Source organism: Halomonas sp. HNIBRBA4712, from assembly GCF_043558675.1.
GTDB lineage: Bacteria > Pseudomonadota > Gammaproteobacteria > Pseudomonadales > Halomonadaceae > Vreelandella.
On the sequence record NZ_JBIFXR010000001.1, the window covers coordinates 694,805 to 718,442 of the forward strand.

Consider the following 23,638-nt stretch of genomic DNA (forward strand, 5'->3'; position numbering starts at 1 on the left):
TAAAGATTAAGAAGTCTGCTTGATGTTGGACGCCTGAAGGCCTTTCTTGCCCTGAGTGACGTCGAACGATACGGTCGCGCCTTCCTGCAGGGTCTTGAAGCCGTCGGCTTGAATTTCGGAGAAGTGAGCAAAAAGGTCGTCGCCACCGTCAGAAGGAGCGATGAAGCCGAAACCTTTAGTGTCGTTGAACCACTTGACTGTGCCAGTTGCCATGTCTAAATCCTTTCGCGCAAAGTGCGCTGTTATAACGTTCCTGGTATGACCCAGATGAAGTAGCGGGTGAAACAAGGAATACAATATCAGGCTGCCGAAAAGATCGTACGCTACTGAAACCATGCTGCTTGCTAACCAACTGGCACCACAGTGTCACGATTGGGCCTGGGCGTCAAAGCCTTTTTGCAATTATTTTCTCCCGGCGCGTTGGGATGGCTCAAACGCGGCATGACTCGCCGGACGGTGCCGGCTCGCAGCGCATCGATACAAGCTGCAAAAGTGCCCCCAGCGCGGCTACCGCAGCGCCCGCCAGGGCAAGCGCGCCGATCGAGAGCGAGGCAGAAAGCCAGAGCCCGCCCGCCGCCGCGCCCAGGGCGCTTCCCAGATAGAGCGCCGACTCGTTGAGCGCCACTGCCAGCTGGGCGTCGCCGTGCGGCTTTCGCAGCGCCATCAAGCGATTATTTTGCGGTACCTGCAGCGCCCAGCCCGCCGCGCCCCAAAGCATGATCGGCGCCAGCGCAAGCCAGGGGTGAAGCGCGGCGGCCATGGGGAGTAAAAGCAGTGAGAGCGCGAGCAGCGCCATGATGATCAACGTGACGCCGGTATCACCAAAGCGGTCGACGAGCGGGCCGATCAGAAAGCTGCCGGCGATGCCGCCTGCGCCCCACACCCATAGATAGAGCGCGATGGACGAGACGCCGCCAAACGCTGGCACCGCCATGAACGGAGCAATGAAGGTGTACATGCCAAGACTCGCCACCGCCGCCAGCAGCGAAACGCCCAGAATCGACAGCGTCGCTGGGTGCTTGAGCAGCGAAAGCTTTCGCACAAGCGCCACCGGCGCCGGTGCGGGCAGCGCCGGAAGCCTCGCCGCGAGCCCCAGGCCGGCCACGGCGCCCAGCGCGGTAATCAGCCAGAGCGCCTGGGGCCAGCCGAAGCGCTCGGCCAGTATCAGCGCCAGCGGCACGCCGAGTACCGTACCGCTGGCCATACCGCCCATGAGGGTAGCGATCGCCTTGCCACGGCCAGCTTCACCTGCAAGCGCGGCGGCCGCGGCGATGCCCAGCGCCAGGTAGACGCCAGCGGCGGCGCCGGCCAGCGCGCGCCAGGCCAGCAGGAGCGGATAGCTTTCGGCCATGGCGCTCAAGGCGTTAGCCAGCGTGAAAAGCGCAAGCGCAGCGAGAAGGGCATCGCGTTGATGGCGCGCGGGCAGCAGCGCCACCACCAGGGGCGAACCCATCCCGTAAGCCAGGGTGAACGCGGTCACCAGCTGCGCGGCGGCGGCGTCGGAGATGGAAAAACTTAGCGTGATCAGCGGGATCAACCCCGCGGTAACGTACGAGGCCATGCCTAGCGCGAAGGCGCCCAGCGCAATCAGATGAATCGACATTCGGTGCGGCGTTGCCATTGTGCTCTCCAGCCGGTGTAAAAACGCCATTCTGGAGTGGCTTTAAAGGGGGTACAATTTAACCTCCTATACTATTACCCAAGGTAACCGCGTGACCTCGACGCCTTCGCTCCAACGCTGCCGCCCGGAACTCGGCGACTTTCTTACCGATCGCCGTCGACGCATCAAGCCCCAGGACGTGGGGCTGCCAAGCGGGACGCGGCGGCGAACGCCCGGTCTTCGCCGAGAGGAGGTGGCCGCGCTCGCCGGTGTGGGGCTGACCTGGTACACCTGGCTCGAGCAGGGGCGCGATATTCGCGCCTCGAGCGCCTTTCTCGACCGACTGGCCACCCTTTTCAAACTCGACGCCGTCGAGCGGCGCCATCTATTTCTACTGGCCCACCAGCGCCCGCCTTCCGAGCCCGCCAGGACCCGCTGCACGGTGCCCCCCATCCTGCGCACCCTGCTGGATGACTTGCCCCACCGGCCTGCCTACCTGCTCAATCTGCGCTGGGACGTGCTGGCCTGGAATGGCGCTGCCGATCGCCTGTTCGGGTTCTCGGAGAAACCGGCGCCCCAGCGTAATCTGCTCTGGCTGCTGTTTACCGATGAGGCGGTTCGGGGGCTGTTCGATCCCTGGGAGGATCAGGCGAAGCAGATACTGGGAAGTTTCAAGCGCGATGCCGCTGGCGCCTTCGATGACGGCCCGTTCCAGAGCCTGATCGCGCTAATGAAAGACGCCGCGCCGGACTTTGCCCGCTGGTGGCCAAGCCAGGAGATCGACGCTCCGTGTCTGGGCGTGCGCCATCTTTACTTGCCAGGCCTTGGTCGCATCGATCTTGACCACACCTCGCTGATCGCCGATGCCGACCGCCATCTACGGCTGGTGTACTACGCCCCGCGGGATGAGGCGTTCACGGCGTGGCTTCAAAACACGCCGGGCGCTTGAGTAGAGCGGCTGGCGCTGGAGGGGAGGGCGCGGTCGGCCATGACGTGAAGGTGGCCCAGGCTGCAGCGCTCGAGGCGGGTTTCGACGCCGTAGACGTCGGCCAGAAGCTGCGGGGTGAGCGCCTCTTCCGGGGCGCCTTCCGCCACCACTCGCCCCTCCTGCAAAACGACGAGCCGGTCGGCGTAGCGGGCCGCGAGGTTCAAGTCGTGGAGTACGACGACGCCCACCAGGCCATGTTCGCGCACCAGGGCGTGGACGCACTCCATGACCTGAAGCTGGTAGCGTAAATCCAGCGCGCTGGTCGGCTCGTCCAGCAGCAGCACGTCCGGGCGGCGGGCCACCAGCTGAGCCAGCGCCACCAGCTGGCGCTGACCGCCGGAGAGTCGGTCCATGCGCCGGTCGCTCAGGTGCTCGATTCCCACCCGCGCCAGTGCCTGGTAGCCTTCGAGCAGCGCTTGGCGCTGGGGCAGCGAGCGGCGCTGCCCGCCGCGCTGGGCGGCCACTACGCTTTCGAGCACGCCAAAGGCGATGGGCGGCGGCAGCTGCTGGGGAAGGTAGGTCACGCGCCGGGCGCGCTCGGCGTGGGTCAAGCGCCCCAGCGGCTGGCGGTCCAGCGTCACCTCGCCGCGCAGCGCCTCGAGCCCGGCGAGCCCGCGTAACAGCGTCGACTTGCCCGCGCCGTTGGGGCCTACGAGCGCGGTCAGGGTGCCGCGCTCGAGGGCCTCGAGCGTCACGTCCTGCACGATGGTCTGGGCACCGTAAGCGACCTGGATACCCTTTAGAGAGAGCGCGCTCATAGTGACCTCCCGCGCTTGAAGATCAGTGCAACGAAGACCGGCACGCCCACCAGGGCGGTGACGATCCCCACGGGAATGATCATGCCCGGCAGCAGCACTTTGCTGGCAATCGAGGAGAGCGACATGAGCAGGGCACCGACCAGGGCACTGGCGGGGAACAGAAAGCGCTGATCCTCGCCGATCAGCATTCTGGCGATGTGCGGGCCGACCAGGCCGACGAAGCCGATGGTGCCGACGAACGCCACGGCGGTGGCGGTCAACAGGCTGATGCGCAGCAGCGAAAAGAAGCGCAGCCGGCGCACGTCGACCCCGAAGCTGCGCGCCCGGTCCTCGCCCATGCGCAAAAGCGTCATCTGCGGCGCCGCCCAGAGCGAGAAGGGCAAAAGGACCAGAAGCGCCGCGGCCAGGAGCGTCAGCTTCTCCCAGTTGGCCCGTGCCACGCTGCCCAGCGACCAGAACACCAGCTGCTGCAGGGTATCTTCGGTCGCCATTAGCTGAAGCAGCGACACCACGGCATTGCAGCTGAACACCAGCGCGATGCCAAAGAGCACCAGGCTTTCGACCCCGGCGCCGCGCAGCCGTGACAGCAGCACCAGCAACAAAACCGACAGCCCCGCCGCGATGAAGGCCGCCAGCGTGACCTGGGCGTTGGGACCGAGACTGATACCGACCAGCGGAAACGCTATGGCAAGCGATGCGCCCAGCGCCGCCGAGGAGGAGACCCCCAGAGTGAAGGGGCTGGCGAGCGGGTTATCCAGGATGGTCTGCATTTCGGCGCCGGCCAAAGCGAGTGCCATGCCGACCAGCACCGCCATCAGCGAATAGGGCAGGCGCACGTTCCAGATGATCACTCGCTCGGTAGTGTCCAGCAGCGAAGGGTCGAGGATCCCGTGGACCAGCCGGGCCAGTGGCATACCCGAGGGGCCGCAGGAGAGATCGAACAGCACGCTTGCCACCAGCGCCAGGCCGAGCAGCACGATCAGCCACAGGCGCCTTGTCAGCTGGCCGCGGTAGTGCGCCGTCAGCTGGGTCAGGTCATCGTTTTCCGCCGAGTCGACGGCGCTGTTCACGACGTCAGCCGGGCCCCCAAGGGGGCCCGGCGGGTGGGACGCAGGCATCCGGTTTGAAGAAGTCGATATCATGATTCAGGCGTGTCGGTGGCCTGATCCAGCCAGTAAGTGCCCTGCAGGGGCAGGGTGAGAAAGTCGTTGAGCGCATCGCGGGTCGCGTCGACATCGAGCTCGCCAAAGCGCTCGGGATGAATCCATTTCGCCATCGCCTCGATGGCGAGGATGTTATAGGGCGAGTTGTAGAAGTCGTGCCACAGCGCATGGGCGTTGCCGTCACGCACGGCGCGCAGGTCATGAAACTCCGGCCGAGCGAGCACCTTCTCGAAGCTTTCCCGCGCCGTTGCCTGGCTGACGTCCGCCCCCAGCAGAAGACCCGGTGCCCGGTTACCGGTAGCGATGTAGACGTCCGGGTCCGCCTGAAGGACGTACTCGACGTTGACGTCACCAAGCGCCCCCGGGACCACGTCGGCGGCGATATTGTGCCCGCCGACCGCCTCGATGATATCGCCCATGCCGCTTTTTCCGGTGGTGTGGCCAGGTGCCTGCCAGACCAGCGGGAGAAGCTCCATGAACACGTCCGGACGCTCGTCGTCGGTGAGCTCGTCGACGTGGTCGCGGATGGCCGCCAGATGCTCATCGTAGAAGGCCAGGTAGTCGTTGGCTTCGTCGCGCTTGTCCAGAATCGCACCGAGTGCCGTCAGGCTGACGTGGGCGTTCTTGATCGGGTGGACGCGAAAATCGATGAACAGTACCGGAATACCCGCCGCCTCGAGCAGATCCGCGACCGGGCTGTGCTGGGTGGGGCCCTCACCGGCGATACTGAAAATGGCCAGATCCGGGTGCAGTGACAGGATCTGTTCGGCGCTGACGCTCTCCTCGGAGGCCTGGCCGATCAGCGGAATTTCGTTGATATCTGGAAAACGCTCACCGTAGACCGCAAAGGTGTGCGGGTCGAGCAGACGCAGGTCGTTTTGCCAGCCAACGACACGCTTGAAGGGGTCTTCCTTGTCGAGCAGGGCCAGCGCGTAGAAGAGCCGGCCTTCGCCGAGCACGATACGCTGGGGCGTCTCGGGAACATCGACCTGGCGACCCAGCACGTCGGTCACTTCCACGGCCAGCGCCTGGGTCGAGAGTAGCGCCAGACAGGCGGCCAGCGCCCGGGGTAAAAGACCGAAGCGCCGCCTGGAAGTGGTATGATCGCCCGCCGAGAAAAGACCCATAGGATAGCCTCTTGCGTTAAATTACAATGACTCGCATTTGCATTGCTACTTTAACGTGTTCGATGATCCCCAGAGTCCGCGCTATGCATTGCCATGTTTCACATCCCGCTCTCACAACATTGCATTACAATTTCGCATCGGCGTGGCGGTGCGCTTGGGCTATACCGCTCGCCGCCGAACGGGGGCATTCATGAGGTCTGATCATATTCTCGTCGTCGACGACGACCCGGACATTCGCCAGCTGCTGGCCACCTACCTGAAGAAGAACGGCTACCAGGTGACGCTGGCCGAGGATGGCCAGACCATGCACCGGCTGCTGGCCCACCAGGCGATCGATTTGGTGGTGCTGGATCTGATGCTGCCCGGCGAGGATGGCCTGACGCTGTGCCGGGAGCTTCGCACCCGCACGGCGCTGCCGGTCATCATGCTGACGGCGCGCGGCGGTCTGGTCGACCGCATCGTCGGCCTCGAAATGGGCGCCGACGACTACCTGGCCAAGCCCTTCGACCCGCGCGAGCTGCTCGCCCGGATTCGCGTCGTGCTCAAGCGCACGCGTAGTTTTCCGCCCCAGAGCGCCCCGGATGACGCAACGCGGCTGGGTTTTGCCGGCTGGGAGCTCGACGTGGGCGCGGGCCTTCTGCGCTCGCCAAAGGGCGTCACCATCGCCCTGGCGGGCTCCGATGCCCGGCTGTTGCAGCTTCTCTTGAACCACCCGAATCAGGCGCTGGGGCGCGATTTTCTGCTCCAGCAGGTGTTTCAGAAAGAGCGCATGCCGTTTGATCGCGCCATCGATGTTTGCATAAGCCGCCTGCGACAGCACCTGGGCGACCCGCCGCGCTCGCCGCGCTTCATCCAGACGGTGCGCAACCAGGGTTACCGGCTGACCGTGGACGCGGTGGAACGGCGGTGATGCGCGGCTGGCCGCGTACCCTGTTCGCCCGCCTGGTGCTGATTCTGGTCGGCGGCATGCTGGGCGCACAGGTGCTGACCGGCAGCGTCTGGTACGAGGTGCGCCACACCGAAGCGATGGAGATTCCGCTGCGCCTGGCCGCGGCCAGGCTTGCCGACGTGCAGCGCGAGGCGCGCCGGGAGCCGGCCGCTCTCGACGCGCTAGTAAAGGCCCTCGACCGCCCCGGTTTTCGGCTGACCCCGAGCGACGCCGCGCCGCCAACCAGCGACGCGTTCGCCCCTGCCGCCAAGCTGCTCAAGCGCGCCTTCGTGGAGGCCGGCGGGGCACCGGCGGATATCGCCCTGGTGGAGGCCAGACTTCTGCGCGAAGAGGGCGACCCGGCGGGCTGGATGGCGCTTTTTACCAACCAGCCGACCCGAGCGCGCCTGCGCCTGACGCTTCAGGTGCTGCCCGGACAGTGGCTCGAGGTGACGATGATCGAGGCCCAGGGCTGGACCAGCCGTTCGCCCTTCGACGACGCCTGGAGCGTGCTGCTGCGCCTTTACCTGCTGCGCATTCTGGTCGTCGCCCTGGTGGCGCTGGTCGCCGTACGCTTGGCCATCGGCCCGCTCAAGAAGCTCGCCCGGGCGGCCCAGGGGCTGGGCCAGGACATTCGCCGCCCGCCGCTGCCTATCGAAGGGCCGCTTGAGGTCCGCCAGGCCGCCGAGGCGTTCAACGCCATGCAGCGCCGGCTGATCGATCATCTCGCCGAGCGCACCCGCTTTCTGGCCGCGGTTTCCCACGATCTTCGCTCGCCGATCACTCGCCTGCGCTTGCGCACGGAGCTCTTGAAGGATGCCGAGCTCAAGGCGCGCCTGCGCCAGGACCTCGACGACATGGAAGCGCTCGTCGCCGCGACCCTCGAGTTTCTGCGCGAAGGCGAGCGGGTGGAGGCCTTCGAGCGGGTCGACGTGCTGTCGATTCTCCAGGGTATCCAGGCGGATGCCGAAGAGCAGGGCGAGCGGGTTCGCCTGCAGGGTACGCCGCCAAGGCCGCTTTTCGGGCATCCGCAGAGCCTTCAGCGGGCGCTGCGCAACCTGGTGGAGAACGCCTTGCGCTACGGTGCAAGCGAATCGGGGGTCGAGGTGGTGATCGAAGCGAGCCAGGCCACACTCTGCCTGCGCGTGCTGGATCGCGGGCCTGGCATCGCCGAGGAGGAACTTACCCGGGTCACGGAGCCCTTTTATCGGCGTGAGGCATCGCGTAACCGCGATACTGGCGGCTACGGGCTGGGCCTGAGCATCGTCCAGGCCGTGGCCGAGGCGCACCGCGGCCGGCTGGTTCTGCAAAACCGCGAGGGCGGCGGGCTCGAGGCGCGCCTGGAGCTCGACTACCGCGAACACGCGTAATCATCTTCGCTGGAAACGGCGCTTTTCGTTATGCTCTCTTCTTTACGGGTCGCACAGGCGCAAGGGCCCTTGCGCGACCAGGGGTTTCACGACGAAGGATGGGTGACATGACGGCACTGGTGAAGGGGTATCTGCACACCTCGTTGATACTGCGTATCAGCATCGCACTGATGCTGGGGGTCGTGGTCGGGCTCCTTGGTGGCGACACGCTGGTGGGGTGGATTGCGCCGCTTGGGGATCTGCTGCTGCGGCTTCTGACCTTTCTGATCGTACCGATCGTGCTGTTCACGCTGATGGTCGGCGTCAACCAGACCGAGGCGGGCAGTACCGGACGCGTGGGCGCCAAGGTACTGCTCTATTATTTGGCTTCCTCGGCCTTCGCGATCATCGTCGGGCTTGCCGTGGCGTCGCTCTTCAACCCCGGGCGCAACACCTCGCCCGAGGCGGACATGAGCTTTTCGGTGCCGGACAATCCCGGCGTGGTCGAGGCGCTTTTGAACATCGTGCCGGATAACCTGTTCGGGGCGTTCGTCGAGCTCAACATGCTGGGGATCATCTTCACCGCGCTGGTGTTTGGCATCGCGCTGTTGAAGATGCGCCAGAGCGATCACCAGCGGGCGATGGGCGAGCGACTTTACGAGGTGCTCGAGGCACTCAACGCGGTCACGCTCAAAGTCATGGCCGGGGTACTGCACGTCGTCCCCATCGGTGTGTTCGCGATCGTGGCGGGCACCGTGAACCGTCAGGGCTTCGATACGCTGTTGGCGCTGGGCGACATGGTGCTGGTGCTCTATATCGCGCTCGGTGTGCAGCTGATTCTTTACTGCGTGGCGCTGCGGTTTTTCGGCGTGCGCCTTCGCACCTTCTTTCGCGAGGCGCGCACGCCGATGGCCACCGCCTTCGCCACCCAGAGTAGCTCCGGTACGCTGCCGCTGACGGTAAACGCGGCCCACCGGCTGGGCATTGCGAAAGGGATCTACGGCTTCAGCCTGCCACTGGGGGCGACCATGAACATGGACGGCGCCGCCATTCGCATCGCGATCTCGGCGGTGTTCGCCGCCAACGTGATCGGCGCGCCGCTCGATTTTGCCAGCATGGTGCAGATCGTGCTGATCGGCACGCTGGTATCCATCGGCACCGCCGGGGTGCCCGGCGCGGGCATCATCATGATCTCGACGGTGTTCACCCAGGTGGGCCTGCCGATCGAAGTGGTGGGGCTTTTGACCGCGATCGATGCGCTGGTGGGCATGGGTGCGACCGCGCTCAACGTCACCGGCGATTTGACCGGGACCGCTTTGATCGCACGAAGCGAAGGCGAAACGCTGGAAGCCCCGGATGACGAACAGACGGCGTCGCCGGAACGGGCATGATGCGCGCATGAAAAAACCGGGGCGCCTTTGCGCCCCGGTTTCTTGTCTGTCGTGCGTCAGTGTTTGAGAATCACGTAGAACGCGTGAATGATACCGGGAATGAAGCCGAACAGCGTTAGCAGGATGTTGAGCCAGAAGTGGCCCTTGAGGCCGACTTCGAGAAAAACGCCCAGCGGGGGCAGCAGGATTGCGAAGATCATCTTGATCGGGTCGGTGGCGGTCAATGCCATATTAAGCCTCCATTGCTTACGAATGCTTGCTACGAAATAACACCGGTCATCTGGATTTTTCAAGTGTAGTCACCCGCTCGAGGCTACGCTAATTCCTTGTCGCACTTTTGGCCGATAGGATCGTTTTGATCCAAAGCATCGTTCGATAGGGCATTAAGGGGCTACCCTTGAGTCTGGGTTTTGGCCTTTCACTTTTCATCTTTCACTCTTCGCTTCTCAAGCCAACTAGACGAGACACCATGAACAAGCTGCTGCCCCCCTCACTGCTGCTCTGCGCGGCCGCGACTGCTCCGGCGCTTGCGCAGACGCCGGCCGGCGCGCCTACGACCACGCTTGCCCCGCTCGAGGTCAGCGCGCCACGCCTTTCACGCGAGCTTTATGCCACGCCCGCGGCGGTGTCGACGCTCGATGAAACGGCGATCCAGCAAGGCCAGCAGCGCGTGCGCCTGGACGAATCGCTCGTTCGCGTGCCCGGGGTATTCGTGCAAAACCGCGATAATTTCGCCCAGGGCCAGCGGATCGCCATTCGCGGCTTCGGCGCGCGGGCGCCGTTTGGCGTGCGCGGGATCACCGTGCGCGTCGACGGCATTCCCTACACGCTGCCCGACGGCCAGGCGGCGCTCGACGCCATCGATCTCGACAGCGCCGAGCGTATCGAGGTAATTCGCGGGCCGTCCTCGGTGCTCTACGGCAACGCCGCCGGCGGGGTGATCGACATCACCACCGCCGACGGACGCAGTGATCCGGGCTCGAGTGTGCGCGTCGAGGCGGGCAGCGACGGCTATCAAAAGCTCTCGCTGCAAAACGGCGGCCAGAACGGCGATTGGTCGCACCACGTGAGCCTTTCGGGCTTGAACGTGGACGGCTACCGCGACCAGAGCTCCACCGAAAAGTACCTGCTCAACGCGAAGCTGCGTCGTGAGCTTGGAAGCGAGCGGGCGCTGACGGCGATCGTCAATCTGCTCGAGAACCCGCGTTCGGAAGACCCGGGAGCACTCAATGCCCGTGAGGTGGCGCGGGCGCGCGATTTGGCCGCGCCCAATGCCGCGGCGCTGGACGCCCACCAGAACGTCGACCAGCAGCTTCTGGGGCTGCAGTACGAGGATTTGAGCGCTGGCCCGGGCGAGCTCTACGTGAAGGGGTTCTACGCCCGGCGCGATTTCGAGCAGCAGCTGCCCTACGTCGGCGACAGCCGGCTGGGGTACGATCGTGACTACCTGGGCGGCAGCGCCGAGTATCACCACGACCTCACGCTTGGCGCGCTGCCGCTGGATTACGTCGTCGGGGTCGATGTTGCGCGCCAAAAGGACGACCGCTTTCGCAACGACGTCAGCGCGGTAGGGGCGGTGGGTGAGCAGGTGGCGCGTGAAAAGCAGACCGCCACCGCCACCGGCGTGTTCGCCCAGGGTGATTTGGGCCTGACCGAAGCGCTCACGCTGTCGCTCGGCGCGCGCTTCGATCGCGTCGAGCTCGAGATCGATGACCGCTACTTCGATGACGGCGATCAAAGCGGCAAGCAAACCTTCAACGAGTGGAGCGGCTCGGCGGGGCTGAGCTACCGCTACCGCCCGCAGCACCAGGTCTATCTCAATACCGGCACAGCCTTCGAGACGCCGACCTTTGCCGAGTTCGCCAACCCCGCCGGCGGCGGCTTCAATCCAAGCGTGGAGCCGCAGAAGTCCTGGAATCGCGAAGTGGGCCTTCGCGGCTACGTGGCGCCGCTCGCGCTCGACTACGACCTGGCGCTCTTCTCGGTGCGCGTGCGCGACGAGCTGGTGCCCTTCGATGAAGGCGGGCGTACGTTCTACCAGAACGCCGCCAACACTGATCGCGACGGCATGGAGCTTGCACTCGGCTGGCAGTTTCTCGACCAGTGGCGGCTCGACAGCGCCCTGACCCTGGCTCGCTACACCTTCGATGAGTTCGCCACGCCCTCCGCGAACTTCGACGGCAACCGCATTCCGGGGCTGCCGGAGCAGACCTGGATCAGCCAGCTCACCTGGGAGGGCGTCGACGAGCGCTTCGCCACGCTCGAGACCGAGTACATCGGCGATCTGCTGGCGGACAACGCGGGGGAGGTCGAGGCGGACAGCTACTGGCTGGTCAACCTGCGCGTCGGCGACGGCTGGCAGCTCGACGAGCGCTCAAGGCTTAACGCCTACGTGGGACTACGTAACGTCTTCGACCGCGAGCACTTCTCCAACGTGCGCCTGAATGGCACCTTCGGGCGCTACTATGAGCCGGCACCGGGGCGCAGCGTCTACGGCGGGGTGGAGCTTACTTTCTAAGCAGGCACCGGACTTCAAACCAGCGACGGGCAGCTCTTTGAAGCTGCCCGTCGCTGGTCGCTGTACGAGTGGTCGTTTAGACGAATACCCGAAGGATCAGTCGTTCAGCTTGACCAGCATCTTGCCGGTGTTACCGCCTTCGAACAGCGCCAGAAACGCGTCCGGCGTGCGCTCGAGGCCCTCTTCGACGGTTTCCTGATAGTCGAACGTGCCCTTGGCCACCTGCGGGGCCACGTCGTTGAGAAAGTAGCCGTAGTTCGACCAGTGGTCGGCGACGATGAAGCCCTGCATTCTGGCCCGGCGCGCGACGATCTGGAACAGGTTGCCCGGTCCTACGCCCTCCTGACGCTCGTTATAGCTGGTGATCATGCCGCACACCGCGATCCGCGCGCCCTCGTTCAAATGATCCAGCGCGGCCTCGAGACAGGTGCCGCCGACGTTCTCGAAATAGACGTCGATCCCTTCGGGGCTTGCAAGCGCAATGGCGTCGCCAAGTTCCTTGGCGGTGCGCTCCTTGTAGGTGACCGGCTCCACGCCGATGGATTCGAGCCAGGCGAGCTTGTGCGCGGAGCCTGCGATGCCGACCACGTGGCACCCTTTGGCCTTGGCCAGTTGAACCACGAGCGAGCCGACCGCACCGCTGGCCGCACTCACCAGCACGTTGTCGCCGGCGCGGCACTCGGCGATCTGGTTGAGGCCGGTCCAGGCGGTCATGCCCGGCATGCCCAGCACGCCCAGGTAGGCCTGCTCGGGTACGTCGTGGTCGGGCAGTTTGAAAACGCTTTCACCTGAAACCTGAGCCACGTCGCGCCAGCCGCCCATGTGGCTGACCCGGTCGCCTACCTTCAGTTTTTCATCGTTGGACTCGATCACTTCCCCAATCGCGCCGCCGTCCATCGGCTGGCCGAGCTCGAAGGGTGGCACGTAGGTGCGCACGCCGCTCATGCGGCCACGCATATAGGGGTCAACGGAGAGCCAGCGGTTTTTGATCCGCACCTCGCCGTGGGCCAGGTCGGGAAGTTCCTGGCTTTCGAGTTTGAAAATCTCGCGGCTGGGTACGCCTTCGGGGTAGTCGGTGAGGGTGAAATAACGTGACTGCATCAAGACCTCCTGCGTCGATGAATCCTTTCACGCCGCCGTGGCGGTCGCGTCATGATGAACGTGTCCGTTTAGAGACTATAAGCGACTCAACGAGTTCGCCAGCCCGCGTAATAAATAAAAAAGCGGCCCCGGGTGAGGGCCGCTTTGGGTGTGTGGCGATAGCGTTGGCAAGCGCTGCAGGCTCAAGGGGTATCGCACGAAGGGGTGCGTTAGCCGTTGAGTCGGGGTCTTGAAGGTCAGTTGATCAGCGTCAGCATGACCGGAGCAGTACCGCGGCGAACGATGCCGAGCTGGCGCGCTGCGCGCTTGGAAAGATCGATGATACGGCCCTTGACGAAGGGGCCACGGTCGTTGATCAGCACTTCGACTTCCTGGCCGGTGTCCGGTCTTGTGACCAGCACCTTACTACCAAAGGGGAGACTTGGATGGGCGGCGGTTAGCGCCTGCTGGTCGAAGGCTTCACCGCTGGCGGTGGTCGCACCCTGGAAACGGTCGCTGTAAAACGAGGCCACACCTTCTTGGGTATCGACATCCTGAGCCAGCGCCATGCTCGAAACAATACTTAATAAAACCGCGAAAACGCTTTTTCTGATTAGTCCTTGATGAACTCCCATTGGAGTACCTCAGCAATTGATCTCGATCGGGCATTCATTAAATAGAGGAGCCTGATAGGCCGGGCGATGGTAACGCTCCGGTTTGGATTGAGCAAGCTTTGCGATATTCGGCGAAGATGTACCCCAAGTTTGGAATTTAGTTCGCGACAGGAGTGTGAAGTTTTGACAAGGTCGGTAACTCCTTTATTAATAAAGAAGATAAAAGCCTTGCGCGCCGCTATGGCAAGCTCGAGAATTTGTATAAGAAACACATGATGTAAGCGTCGCCGTGCGACCGTGTATCGCACTCAAAGCGACTTGGACGCATTTCAACACGAGTTCAAAAGGAGCTCTCGATGGCTAAGCGTATATCTTATGTGTGGGTGCTGGGCGCAGTACTCGGCGTGGCCGGAGCCGTGCCAGGGGGTGTCATTGAGGCGCGAGCGCAGCAAAACGCGCCGAATACGCCGTCCCAGGCACTGGAGGTGCGCGAGACGCTGACGCTGGACGAGCGCTTGCGCGACGAGCTGACTTCGGCCGGTACCTTCAATGGCAAGGACGGCAGTCGTTCCTATGTCTATGCGCTCGCGCTCGATGAAAACACTCTGGTCGAGCTTGGCGTGAGCGGCCCGCTTCAGGGCGTGGTATCGCTTTACAACGATCAGCTCGAGTTTTTGAAAAGCGGCGAGTCGCTGCGCTATCACGCGGCTGAAGCGGGCGACTACTTCGTGGTGGTGAGCGGACGTGACGCCAGCAGCTATGGCCCGTTCACGCTCACGCCGCGGCGCATGGAGCTGGGCGACGCCGATGCGCTGACCTTGGAAGAGCCGGCAGATTTTTGGCTCGCCGGGGATGAAGATACGGTGGCGCTGACCATCGAGCAGGCCGGCATCTACCAGCTTGACATGCGCTCCGACGAATTCGACGCCTACCTGGTTCTCGAGGGTCCGAACGGCTATCAACGCGAAGACGACGATAGCGGTGGCGATCTGAATGCACGGATTACCGATTTTCTCGAGCCCGGCGATTACACGCTGCGCCCGCGTACCTACGGTGGCGGCGAGGGGCTTTATACGCTGAACGCTCGGATCAGTGAGCAGGCGGATGAATTTCGCAACGACGGGCCGCTCAATTTGAGTGAAAGGCTGGAAGGCTGGTACCAGGGGACACCGCTCACCTACACGCTCGAGATCGATGAGGCGGGAATTTACGAGATCAACATGGTCTCGAGCGATATCGACGCATTTCTGGAGCTTCACGACGATAGCGGCTACTACCGGGAAAACGACGACGGCGGCGACGGGCTCGACGCTCGGCTGGTCGATTTTCTCGCACCGGGTAGCTATCAGGTAATCGCTCGCTCGGCTTACGAGTCGGGCAGCAGCGGGCCGTTCAGCCTGAGCGTTGAAGAGAGTAGCGACCTGGCTGACGGTATCGAGCTGCAAAACGATGGGGCACTGACGGTGGGGGAGCCCATTCACGGCTGGTACAGCGGTGAAGAAGTCGTCTACACCCTCGAACTCGAGGAAAGCTCGGCGGTCACGATTGCCATGGACTCCGATCACTTCGACGCCTACCTCGAACTCGATGGTAACGGCGTCCAGCATGCCGATGATGACGGCGGCGGCGGCACCAATGCGCGGCTCGAGGCATCGCTTCTGCCGGGGCGCTACACCGTTCATGCCCGCGGCTACAGCGCCAGCGAAAGCGGCCTGTTCGAGTTGACCGTGGAGAGCGAACCGACCGAGATCGAGCCGGATCTTTAAGTCTTGCCGCAGCGCTGGCTCGCGTTGTCGCGCGCCAGCGATTACATTGAAGAATGGTTTTCAGGGAAAGCAAACGCAAAAAGGGAACATCATGCAACCTATCGCAGGGAGTGCACTGGCCGTGTCGGCCTTGTTGCTCGCCGGCTGTCAGAGCATCCAGAGCTCGCCCGTCGAGCCCTACTCACTGGCCACGCTCGCCGAGGAAAAGCTGTTCGTCGATCCGGATTGCACCGGCGAGCAGTGCGCCGAGGTGCGCGTTTCGGCACTCGAATTCCCCCGGCGCGAGGCGCTCACCAAGGAGCTCAGAGCGCGCTTGATGGCGCTGGCGCCGCTCGAAGGCCAAACGACACCGGCGGGCGCAACACCAGGCTTTGCGGGCTACGCCGATGCGTTTTTCGACCAGGCGCGCCGACAGGGCGGGCCTCTGGCCGGGGGCGGGGCGAGCGAAGCGCTACTGGAAGCCGATATCTACGCCCGGCACAACGACCTTCTGGTCATCGAGCTCAACGGTTACACCTACCTGGACGGCCAGGCCCACGGCCTGCCTTCTACCGAGTTCATGGTGATCGACGAGCGCCAGGCGCGCACGGTGGGCCTCGACGACATGCTGATCGAGGGTCGCGAAGCGGCGTTTGAGGCGCTGGTTAGAGACGCCCACCAGCGCTGGCTGAGCGAGCTGGACGAAGGGCCTGACATGGCCGAGAACTGGCCGCTGACGCAGAGCCGCAACGTCGCCCCGCTTGGCAACCGTTTCGTGGTGAAGTATGACGTCTACGAGATCGCCCCTTATGCCCTGGGGCAGCCGGAGCTGGACATTCCGCTCGAGGCGCTTCGTGGCGTCGCTAAACCGCGCTATCTGGAAGGTTCGGCCGACTCTGAGTAGTGTGCCAGCGGGCTTGGGAGCAAGATGCTATAAAGGCGGCGCCGTTTCAGGCGCCGCCTTTATTTGCGTGAAGTGATTATTTGCGTGAAGTGATTATTTGCTTGAAGTGATGAAACGTTCGTCGGATTTAGCGGCCCGCCTTCAGGCAGCCCACGACCACCAGAAGACCCGCGGTGGGCAGGCGCCAGTCGAGCACGCTCATGCCTGCCAGCACTAAAAGCGCCGCGGCCAGGATCGGCACGCCGTAGGCCAGACTACCGACCAGGTTGGAGTGACCCAGCCGCAGCGCCTTGTCCCAGGCGACCATGGCGATGCCGTAGGGGCCAAGGCCCAAGGCAATGCCGGCCAGCAGCGCCTCGCCATCCGGCAGGGTGAGGTTGTTTTCGAGCACTACGCTTGCGCCGGTGGCAATCGCGCAGGCGATCAGCAAAAGGCGCGGCAAAAGCGGCGTCAGCGCGACCGGCGCGCTCTGGCCAAACCAGGAGTAGAGCGCCCAGCAGCAGGCCGATAACAGCGCGATCGCGTAGCCGGTCATCTCGCCGCCGAACCCACCGGACAGCGCCTGAGGCAAGAGCAGCAGGGAGGCACCGCTGAAGGCGATCAGCGCGCCAACCAGCCCCTGAAAGCGCAGTTTACCGAAGCGGCTGTATTGGCTCAGCAGCACGAACAGCACCGGCCAGGTGTAGGTGATCAGCGCCGCCTCCGCCGCCGGGGCCAGGCGCATGCCGATGAAGTAGCTGCTGACCGCGCCCAGAATGAGAAGCGGCACCCCCACCCAGATACTCACCGCCCAGCCCGGGCTCATCGTCGTCACACGCGTCTTTCGGCTCAGCGGAAGCGTCGCCAGCGCCCCCGCCAGAAGCGTCAGCGCCGTTAGCTGCAGCGGCGTGGACGCGCTCGCCATACGCGCCAACAGCGGCGCAATACTCCAGAGCGCTACCGCGATCATGGCGATCGCAATGCTGTAACTACGTGAGGCGAGAGCGGGTGTGTGAACGGGATGCATCGGGCAACTCCTTCTATAAAGACAAACCTTGCTTTGTGAGAGTGGCGCCAAGCATACTCGCGAAATAAATATCACAATATCGATCTTTAATGATGAAAAGCATCAAGGATGTTGATATATGCGCGCGCCCATTTTCGATCTGACGCTTTTGCGCACGCTGGTTGCGATCGCCGATACCGGCAGCGTCACCGCCGCCGCTACACGGCTCTCCTACACGCAGTCGACGGTGAGCATGCAGCTCCAGCGCCTCGAAGCGCAACTCGATCTCACGCTTCACGAACGCGAAGGGCGCAAGCTGCGCTTCACCCGCGAAGGCGAGCGGCTACTGGCTCACGCAAGGCGGCTTCTGGCGCTCAACGATGAAGCCTTCAGCGACATGCAGGCGCGCCAGGTCACCGGGGATCTGACGCTTGGGATCCCTGAGGATTACGCCTCGCTTTTGCCGTCGGTGTTCGCCTACTTCCACCAGCTCTACCCGGCGGTGGGGCTGACCGTGATCTGCGGCACCAGCGCGCACCTGGTCGAGCGGGTCAAGAAGGCGGACATCGATCTGGCGCTGGTGACGCGCCAGCGCAACTCGCCCGGCGGCGAAGTGATTCGGCGCGAACCGCTTCTATGGGCGGTGGGGATCAATCAACAGCCGCTCTTGAGCGACCCGATCCCGCTGGCGCTTTACTCACCCGGCGCCGATGTCTTTCGCGAAGTGGCGGAGCAGGCGCTGCAGGCGGCGGGACGGGATTGGCGCGTGGCCTACACCAGCCAGTCGATGGCGGGGCTTGCGCCGATCGTCACCGCCGGGCTTGCGGTGGTGGTGGTCACGCGCAGCATGTTGACGCCTTCGCTTCGCCCGCTCGACGATACGAGCGGGCTGCCGGCGCTGCCGATGATCGAGCTCGCCCTGCACCGCGCGCCGCACCGGCCGACCGAGCCCGCACGGCGCCTCGGCGAGCTGATTCGCGAACAGCTAGCGGCGATCGGTGAAGCGTTATAAGGTGGATACGAGACGGTAATCGAAACGAACCCGGCGTCAGGAGGACGCGATGCACGAGCTTGACCATTACATTTACCCGCACCGAGTGCTGCACTGGCTGGTGGCCGCCGCCGTGCTGGTGTCGTTGGCCACCGGGTTGACGCTGGGCACCCTGGGCTTCGAGCGCACGGCGAATGCGTTCGGCACGGCGTTCACCAACGTGATGTATACCGGCCACAAGACCCTGGGGGTGACGATACTTTTGCTGATGACGCTTCGAATCATCACTCGCGTGGCCTTCGTGGTGCCGGATCATGACCCGCCCCTGCACCCATTCCAGCGTGTGGTGAGCAAAAGCGTGCACCATTTGCTTTACATCGCGCTGGTGCTGATGCCGCTGATCGGCTGGGCGGCCACCGCCACCGGCGGTTATCCGGTCGAGTTCTTCAGCTGGCACCTGCCCGGGCTTTTGAGCGAAAACCCCGAGCTTTCGCGTACTCTGTTTGGCTGGCACGCCTGGCTTGGCTGGGCGATCCTGGTGCTGGTGACGCTGCACGTGCTTGGCGCACTGTTTCACTGGCGCATAAAGCGCGACAGCGTGATCAAGCGCATGAGCCTGTTCGACTGACCCGCGTCCGTCGTGTTAATGACAATCACTCTTCTTTGTTGACTTGCGCCCGCAGTCCGTCACAATTTCCCGCCTGGTCAATCGGGAGGTGAGAATGGAGTTACTGCGGGTGGTCTTCACGCACTACCGCTGGTCGTTTCTGGGCGCTATTGCATTGAGTCTTTTGAGTGCCGGGCTGGGGGTGGGCGTGATCGCGTTCATCAACCGTCATTTGATCGTAGCCGAAAGCGCGATGTCCGTGCTGCTACCGTTTCTCGGGCTCCTGTTTCTCCTGCTGGCGGTGACGCTGGCCACTCAGCTGGCGCTCACGCTTTTGGGCCACTACTTCGTTTTCGATCTGCGCGGGCGGTTACTCAAGCGCATGCTGGATACCGACATCGAGCGCCTCGAGCGAGTGGGTAGCGCCACGCTGTTAGCGAGTTTGTCGAGCGACGTGCGTAACATCACCATCGGTTTCGTGCGCCTGCCGGAGCTCGTTCAGGGTGTGGTGATGACGGTGGCGTGCGTGGCGTACCTGGCGTGGCTCTCGCCGGAGATGGTCGTGGTGACCGTGCTCTGGATGGCGGCGACCATGGCGGTCGGCTGGTGGCTGGTGTCGAAGGTGTACCGTCACTTTCACCAGGTGCGCGAAAGCGAAGATTTTCTCTACCGGGATTATCAGACCGCCATCGAAGGGCGCAAGGAGCTTTCGCTCAACCGTGACCGCGCGCGGCGTTTTTTCGATGACACCTACACCGCGAACGCCGAAACCTACCGCCACCACATCATTCGCGCGGATACCTATCACCTGAGCGCGGGCAACTGGTCGAACATCATGATGCTCGGCGCCATCGGCGTGGTGTTCTTCATGGCCAACGTATTGGGCTGGGCGAGCCCGGCGGCGGCGGCGACCTTTGCGCTGACACTGCTGTTTCTGCGTACTCCGCTCATCCAGGCGATCGGCGCCTGGCCGACGCTGATCAGCGCCCAGGTCGCCTTCGATAAGCTCAAGAGCCTGGAACTCGCCGAATACCGCACGCATTTCGAGGTCGAGGATACGCTGAAAGACTGGCAGCGCATCGACCTGGTCGACGTTGGCTACCGCTATGAAAGCCAAAGCGGGGAGGGGCATGCGTTCGAGGTGGGGCCTTTGAACCTCACTCTTCACCGGGGCGAGCAGGTCTTTCTGATCGGTGGTAACGGCAGCGGCAAGTCCACTCTGGCCAGGCTCCTGTCGGGGCTCTATCGCCCTCAAAGCGGCTCGATTCTGATCGACGGTCGGCGCATCGAGATGGACGAGTGGGACGCCTTTCGCGCCCGCTTTGCCAGTGTGTTCACCGACTTCCACGCCTTCGATCGGCTGTTGGGGCAGGGGGGCGAGCCCTCGAACGCGGCGCTGGTCAAGGAGTGGCTCACGCGGCTGCAGATGGACCAGAAGCTCGAGTGGCAGGGCGAGCGGGTAACGAACACGAAGCTTTCACAAGGTCAGAAAAAACGCCTGGCGCTGCTGCTCGCGATTGCCGAGGAGCGCGATATCCTGCTGCTCGACGAATGGGCGGCGGATCAAGATCCGCAGTTTCGGCGGCTTTTCTACCGCGAGCTTCTTCCGCGACTCAAGGCGATGGGCAAGACCGTCTTCGCCATCAGCCACGACGACAGCTACTTCGTTCACGCCGACCGGCTGCTGGAAATGTCCCGGGGCAAACTCATTGAACTCGAAGGCGAGCAGCGCGCCCGTGCAAGCCAGGACGCAGTGGCACAGATTACCCCCGACTAACGCGGCGTCAGCGCCGGGTTTGGCGGTCGCACCCCTCGAGCGGGCAGTTGCTGCACAGCGCGAACTCGTCGAGCAGATAGCGCAAACAGCAGAGCTTGCGCACGCGCTTGACCTCATCCGAGCCCTGGGGCTGGTAATCGCGTACCGGCTGATAGAGCGGGTTACGCTGACCGCCCAGCGTGCGCGCCTCCAGTAGCGCGCGGCCAGCGAGCAGGGCGTTCGGGCGAACGAAAGGGTGCTCGGCCAGCAGGTTGACGTAGTAGTCGACGTAACCGCCGGCGTTGCTCCAGAAAACCCGCGGCGCGAGACCGGCAAGCGTCGAGAGTCGCTCGATCAGCGGCGTCCAGTGCCCGTCGAGCAGCGCGCTAAAGCGCTCGGCGGGATCGGCAGTGGTGACGGGCTCGCCATCGTGGGCAAGCCACAGGCTTTGTACGCACCCCTGTTCGTCCGGCAGCACGTACACGTCGTCGAGTGCGACCGGCAGCGCCTTGTCGAGCAGCAAGTGCGACATCAGCGTGGGCACGGTGAGCGCATGGAAGAGCCACTTCGACCATAGCGAGACGATCGCACGGCGATCGCCGCCCGGGTAGCGGGCGGCGTACAAGGCGATACTCTGTTCAAGCTGCGCCGGGTTACGCCAGCGCGAGGCCTTGAACGCGGTCGCGGGCGGCGCACCGCCGATGCGCGGCGGCGACAGATGCGCCAGCCGCTCGGTATAGCACTCGGCAAGCCGGGTGGGGCGGCGGTTGTCGGGTTCGCTGAGCGCCAGGGCCATTGTCGTACTCCACGGATATCGACTCGTCAAAGCCGTCGGGTTGATGTCTGGTCTTACTCGGCGATGGCGATACGAGAGCGGCCGCCAGGGCGGTCGATCACCTGCATCGGCAGCCCGTAAATCGCCTTCAGGGTGGCGGCGTGCATCATCTTTTCGGGCGTACCGTGGGCGAGCAGCCGGCCACTATGCAGGGCCAACAGTTCGTCGCAGTAGCGCGCGGCCATGTTGATATCGTGCAGCACGATGATCACGCCAAGACCCAGCTCGTCGCAGAGCGTGCGGGTCAGTTCGAGCACTTCGATTTGGTGGGCGATATCCAGCGCGGCCAGCGGCTCGTCGAGCAGCAGAAAGCGGCTGCCCTGGGCGAGGAGCATGGCGAGCCAGACGCGCTGGCGCTCACCGCCGGAGAGCGTGTCCACCAGCCGGTCGGCGAAGGCCTCGGTGTGGGTCAGCGCGATGGCGCGCTCGATGGCCGCTTTATCCTTGTGCGTGTGGCGGCCCAGAAGCCCGTGCCAAGGGTAGCGGCCAAAGCCGACCAGCTCGCGGCCGGTGAGGTTTTCGGCGCTGGGCAGATGCTGCGGCAGGTAAGCGACCTGGCGGGCGAATTCACGGTGGCCCCAGTCGTCCAGCGGGCGTTGGTCGAAATGAATCGCGCCAGCGCTGATCGGCTGCTGCTGGGCGAGCAGTTTGATCAGCGTCGATTTGCCCGAGCCGTTATGGCCAAGCAAGCCGAATATCTTGCCCTGCTCGAAGGTGTGTTCGATGGGCTGCAAAAGGGGCTTTCCGCCGATTTCGAAGGTAGCGCCTTTGACCTCGAACATGAAAGCTCCTTGGCTGGGTCAACTCTGGAATAAGGCGTCGTGCTGCCGAGCAGCGGGGTGTTCGACGCGATTGTATCGCTAATGGTTCTCATTTTACAGCGGCGGTTCGGCCGTCGCTCTGTTTACCTCACGACGGAAATGGGTTTAAATTGATATGTTATTACATAATTTAAAGCCGAGAGGTTCTCATGAAAAAAGGTATTCACCCCAACTACGATTACGTGGTGTTCCGGGACACCAGCTGCGGCGATACCTTTCGTATCCGCTCCACCTGCACGTCCAATCAAACGATCGAGTGGGAAGATGGCAAGACCTACCCGTTGATCGACCTGGATACCTCGAGCGCCTCGCATCCGTTCTATACCGGTGAGCAGCGCCGCGTCTCTGCCGAGGGCCGGGTGGCGCGCTTCCAGCAGCGCTTCGGCTCGCTGAGAAGCAAAAAAACCTAACGAACGCCAGGGCCTTGCGCGCCGCGAAGGCCTTGCGCTCGCAGAACCCGTTACCACACCGTGGCGGCAGGCGTTTCGTATCGGCGGTTTCGGTGCGGCGCTAGCCGCCCGCTTGGCCCTGCCGCCAGTAGCCCATGCTGGCCACGCAGCGTTTGGGCACGCCGCACTCATTGACCAGATAGCGCCGCAGCTTTCGGGCAACGCGGGTTTCCGCCGCGATCCAGGCGTAAAACGGCTCGCCGTCATCGGCGCAGGCCGGTTCCCAGAACGGTGCATCGCTCTCTTCCGCTTCGCTTATCCCCGACTCGTTTTCAAGCGCCCGGCCGGGCTTACCGCCCAGTATCTCGATCTCCCGGGCGAGATCGATACCGCGCACCGCCTCGAGCAGTCGCTCGCCGTGCTCACGGGCCGGGAGGGTGCTTCTCGCCAGCCACGCCGTATCGGCAAGGGGCTGGGCGTCGTCTTCGCAAGGAACTTCGAAAAACGCCTCAATACGCGGTGGTGCCGTATGGCCGCGCAGCTCCTCGAGGATGCCCACGGCGGCGGGAACCGCGGTTTCATCGGCCATGAGAAGAATGCGCCGAACGCCCTTCGGCGGCTTCCATTCGAACCCGAGATGAGGGCCCGGGGCGCCAGCGCGTGGGGCCACCATGGCCAGCGTGTCGCCGGGGCGTGCGTTCATCGCCCAGCGCGAGGCCGGGCCGGTATCGCCGTGAAGCACGAACTCGATGTCGACTTCGCCAAGCGCCGGGCGCAGGGCACGAATGGTGTAGGTTCGCATGAACGGGCGGATCGCGTCGGGCAGGGCCTGGTAGGCACTGTACCAGTCCTGGGAGGGCGGATATTCGAACAGCGGCGTAAGGTCAGCGCCTGGCTGGGCGAAGAAGAGTTTGATGCGCTGATCCGGCGCGTAGCTGGCCATTTGCCTGACATCGGGGCCGGTAAACGTGAATCGAACCAGTGAGGGGCTGACCTGAGTGCGTCGTGCCAGGGTGATATCGAAAAGTTGATAGGCCTGCTTGCCTGCCATGGGCTCTTTGCTCGCCGTTCAGAGGGTTTGTGGTGCTA

The 23,638-nt window shown here is 63.8% G+C and carries 23 protein-coding genes; 11 read left to right on the forward strand and 12 right to left on the reverse strand.

Features of this window, described 5'->3' with window-relative positions; all coding sequences use genetic code 11:
• Window positions 1-6 precede the first annotated feature (6 nt).
• Both ACGK9R_RS03280 and ACGK9R_RS03285 read right to left on the reverse strand, forming a co-directional pair.
• Window positions 7-213 (reverse strand): cold-shock protein, encoded by a 207-nt coding sequence (locus tag ACGK9R_RS03280; protein WP_252106441.1) that lies wholly within the window; start codon window positions 211-213, stop codon window positions 7-9.
• A 217-nt stretch (window positions 214-430) separates the two neighbouring features.
• The gene (locus ACGK9R_RS03285) at window positions 431-1,621 is read right to left on the reverse strand and encodes an MFS transporter (RefSeq protein ID WP_394578131.1); all 1,191 of its coding nucleotides are present in this window, start codon (window positions 1,619-1,621) and stop codon (window positions 431-433) included.
• A gap of 91 nt (window positions 1,622-1,712) precedes the next feature.
• On the opposite strand from ACGK9R_RS03285, the gene ACGK9R_RS03290 reads away from it, so the two are divergent.
• Window positions 1,713-2,549, forward strand: a complete 837-nt coding sequence (locus ACGK9R_RS03290) for a helix-turn-helix transcriptional regulator (RefSeq protein WP_394578132.1) — start codon at window positions 1,713-1,715, stop codon at window positions 2,547-2,549.
• Here the strand turns inward: ACGK9R_RS03290 and ACGK9R_RS03295 are convergent.
• From ACGK9R_RS03295 to ACGK9R_RS03305, 3 genes are all read right to left on the reverse strand, one after another.
• On the reverse strand, window positions 2,528-3,346 hold the full coding sequence (locus tag ACGK9R_RS03295; RefSeq protein ID WP_394578133.1) for an ABC transporter ATP-binding protein: 819 nt from the start codon (window positions 3,344-3,346) through the stop codon (window positions 2,528-2,530). The genes ACGK9R_RS03290 and ACGK9R_RS03295 overlap by 22 nt on opposite strands.
• On the reverse strand, window positions 3,343-4,416 hold the full coding sequence (locus ACGK9R_RS03300) for a FecCD family ABC transporter permease (protein ID WP_394578134.1): 1,074 nt from the start codon (window positions 4,414-4,416) through the stop codon (window positions 3,343-3,345). Before ACGK9R_RS03300 ends, ACGK9R_RS03295 begins: the two co-directional genes overlap by 4 nt.
• A 68-nt stretch (window positions 4,417-4,484) precedes the next feature.
• Window positions 4,485-5,636, reverse strand: a complete 1,152-nt coding sequence (locus tag ACGK9R_RS03305) for an ABC transporter substrate-binding protein (protein WP_394578135.1) — start codon at window positions 5,634-5,636, stop codon at window positions 4,485-4,487.
• A gap of 190 nt (window positions 5,637-5,826) precedes the next feature.
• Here ACGK9R_RS03305 and ACGK9R_RS03310 point away from each other — a divergent pair, with 190 nt between their 5' ends.
• The 3 genes from ACGK9R_RS03310 (at window position 5,827) to ACGK9R_RS03320 (ending at window position 9,304) form a co-directional block, all read left to right on the forward strand.
• The gene (locus tag ACGK9R_RS03310; protein ID WP_394578136.1) at window positions 5,827-6,546 is read left to right on the forward strand and encodes a response regulator; all 720 of its coding nucleotides are present in this window, start codon (window positions 5,827-5,829) and stop codon (window positions 6,544-6,546) included.
• Window positions 6,546-7,934 carry an ATP-binding protein gene (locus tag ACGK9R_RS03315; protein WP_394578137.1) on the forward strand — a complete coding sequence of 463 codons (1,389 nt, stop codon included), beginning with the start codon at window positions 6,546-6,548 and terminating at the stop codon, window positions 7,932-7,934. The genes ACGK9R_RS03310 and ACGK9R_RS03315 overlap by 1 nt, the downstream gene beginning before the upstream one ends.
• A gap of 107 nt (window positions 7,935-8,041) precedes the next feature.
• A complete protein-coding gene (locus ACGK9R_RS03320; protein ID WP_394578138.1) occupies window positions 8,042-9,304 on the forward strand; it encodes a dicarboxylate/amino acid:cation symporter in 1,263 nt (420 codons plus the stop codon).
• Window positions 9,305-9,360: 56 nt separating this feature from the next.
• Here the strand turns inward: ACGK9R_RS03320 and ACGK9R_RS03325 are convergent, their stop codons facing one another.
• On the reverse strand, window positions 9,361-9,534 hold the full coding sequence (locus tag ACGK9R_RS03325; RefSeq protein ID WP_394578139.1) for a YqaE/Pmp3 family membrane protein: 174 nt from the start codon (window positions 9,532-9,534) through the stop codon (window positions 9,361-9,363).
• Between the two features lie 239 nt (window positions 9,535-9,773).
• On the opposite strand from ACGK9R_RS03325, the gene ACGK9R_RS03330 reads away from it, so the two are divergent.
• Window positions 9,774-11,822 carry a TonB-dependent receptor family protein gene (locus ACGK9R_RS03330; RefSeq protein ID WP_394578140.1) on the forward strand — a complete coding sequence of 683 codons (2,049 nt, stop codon included), beginning with the start codon at window positions 9,774-9,776 and terminating at the stop codon, window positions 11,820-11,822.
• Between the two features lie 96 nt (window positions 11,823-11,918).
• On the opposite strand, the gene ACGK9R_RS03335 is transcribed toward ACGK9R_RS03330, so the two are convergent.
• Entirely contained in the window at window positions 11,919-12,923 is a 1,005-nt protein-coding gene (locus ACGK9R_RS03335; protein WP_394578141.1) for an NADP-dependent oxidoreductase, read from the reverse strand.
• A 236-nt stretch (window positions 12,924-13,159) separates the two neighbouring features.
• The gene (locus ACGK9R_RS03340; RefSeq protein ID WP_394578142.1) at window positions 13,160-13,471 is read right to left on the reverse strand and encodes a septal ring lytic transglycosylase RlpA family protein; all 312 of its coding nucleotides are present in this window, start codon (window positions 13,469-13,471) and stop codon (window positions 13,160-13,162) included.
• A gap of 401 nt (window positions 13,472-13,872) precedes the next feature.
• Between ACGK9R_RS03340 and ACGK9R_RS03345 the strand changes: the two genes are divergently transcribed.
• Complete coding sequence (locus tag ACGK9R_RS03345; protein WP_394578143.1) at window positions 13,873-15,282, forward strand: hypothetical protein; 1,410 nt, start codon at window positions 13,873-13,875, stop codon at window positions 15,280-15,282.
• Between the two features lie 121 nt (window positions 15,283-15,403).
• On the forward strand, window positions 15,404-16,165 hold the full coding sequence (locus tag ACGK9R_RS03350) for an RsiV family protein (protein ID WP_394578144.1): 762 nt from the start codon (window positions 15,404-15,406) through the stop codon (window positions 16,163-16,165).
• A gap of 127 nt (window positions 16,166-16,292) precedes the next feature.
• On the opposite strand, the gene ACGK9R_RS03355 is transcribed toward ACGK9R_RS03350, so the two are convergent.
• Window positions 16,293-17,171: a DMT family transporter gene (locus tag ACGK9R_RS03355; protein WP_394578145.1), complete on the reverse strand. Its 879-nt coding sequence runs from the start codon at window positions 17,169-17,171 to the stop codon at window positions 16,293-16,295.
• A gap of 118 nt (window positions 17,172-17,289) precedes the next feature.
• On the opposite strand from ACGK9R_RS03355, the gene ACGK9R_RS03360 reads away from it, so the two are divergent.
• The 3 genes from ACGK9R_RS03360 (at window position 17,290) to ACGK9R_RS03370 (ending at window position 20,525) form a co-directional block, all read left to right on the forward strand.
• Window positions 17,290-18,162, forward strand: a complete 873-nt coding sequence (locus ACGK9R_RS03360; RefSeq protein ID WP_394578146.1) for a LysR substrate-binding domain-containing protein — start codon at window positions 17,290-17,292, stop codon at window positions 18,160-18,162.
• 49 nt (window positions 18,163-18,211) lie between these two features.
• The gene (locus ACGK9R_RS03365; RefSeq protein ID WP_394578147.1) at window positions 18,212-18,769 is read left to right on the forward strand and encodes a cytochrome b; all 558 of its coding nucleotides are present in this window, start codon (window positions 18,212-18,214) and stop codon (window positions 18,767-18,769) included.
• A gap of 94 nt (window positions 18,770-18,863) precedes the next feature.
• Window positions 18,864-20,525, forward strand: a complete 1,662-nt coding sequence (locus tag ACGK9R_RS03370) for a multidrug ABC transporter permease/ATP-binding protein (protein WP_394578148.1) — start codon at window positions 18,864-18,866, stop codon at window positions 20,523-20,525.
• A 7-nt stretch (window positions 20,526-20,532) separates the two neighbouring features.
• Here the strand turns inward: ACGK9R_RS03370 and fhuF are convergent, their stop codons facing one another.
• Complete coding sequence (gene fhuF, locus ACGK9R_RS03375; RefSeq protein WP_394578149.1) at window positions 20,533-21,300, reverse strand: siderophore-iron reductase FhuF; 768 nt, start codon at window positions 21,298-21,300, stop codon at window positions 20,533-20,535.
• Between the two features lie 53 nt (window positions 21,301-21,353).
• Window positions 21,354-22,121: an ABC transporter ATP-binding protein gene (locus tag ACGK9R_RS03380; protein WP_394578150.1), complete on the reverse strand. Its 768-nt coding sequence runs from the start codon at window positions 22,119-22,121 to the stop codon at window positions 21,354-21,356.
• Window positions 22,122-22,309: 188 nt separating this feature from the next.
• Here ACGK9R_RS03380 and ACGK9R_RS03385 point away from each other — a divergent pair, with 188 nt between their 5' ends.
• A complete protein-coding gene (locus tag ACGK9R_RS03385; RefSeq protein ID WP_394578151.1) occupies window positions 22,310-22,570 on the forward strand; it encodes a type B 50S ribosomal protein L31 in 261 nt (86 codons plus the stop codon).
• A 100-nt stretch (window positions 22,571-22,670) separates the two neighbouring features.
• On the opposite strand, the gene ACGK9R_RS03390 is transcribed toward ACGK9R_RS03385, so the two are convergent.
• Window positions 22,671-23,600: a siderophore-interacting protein gene (locus ACGK9R_RS03390; protein ID WP_394578152.1), complete on the reverse strand. Its 930-nt coding sequence runs from the start codon at window positions 23,598-23,600 to the stop codon at window positions 22,671-22,673.
• Between the last annotated feature and the right edge of the window lie 38 nt (window positions 23,601-23,638).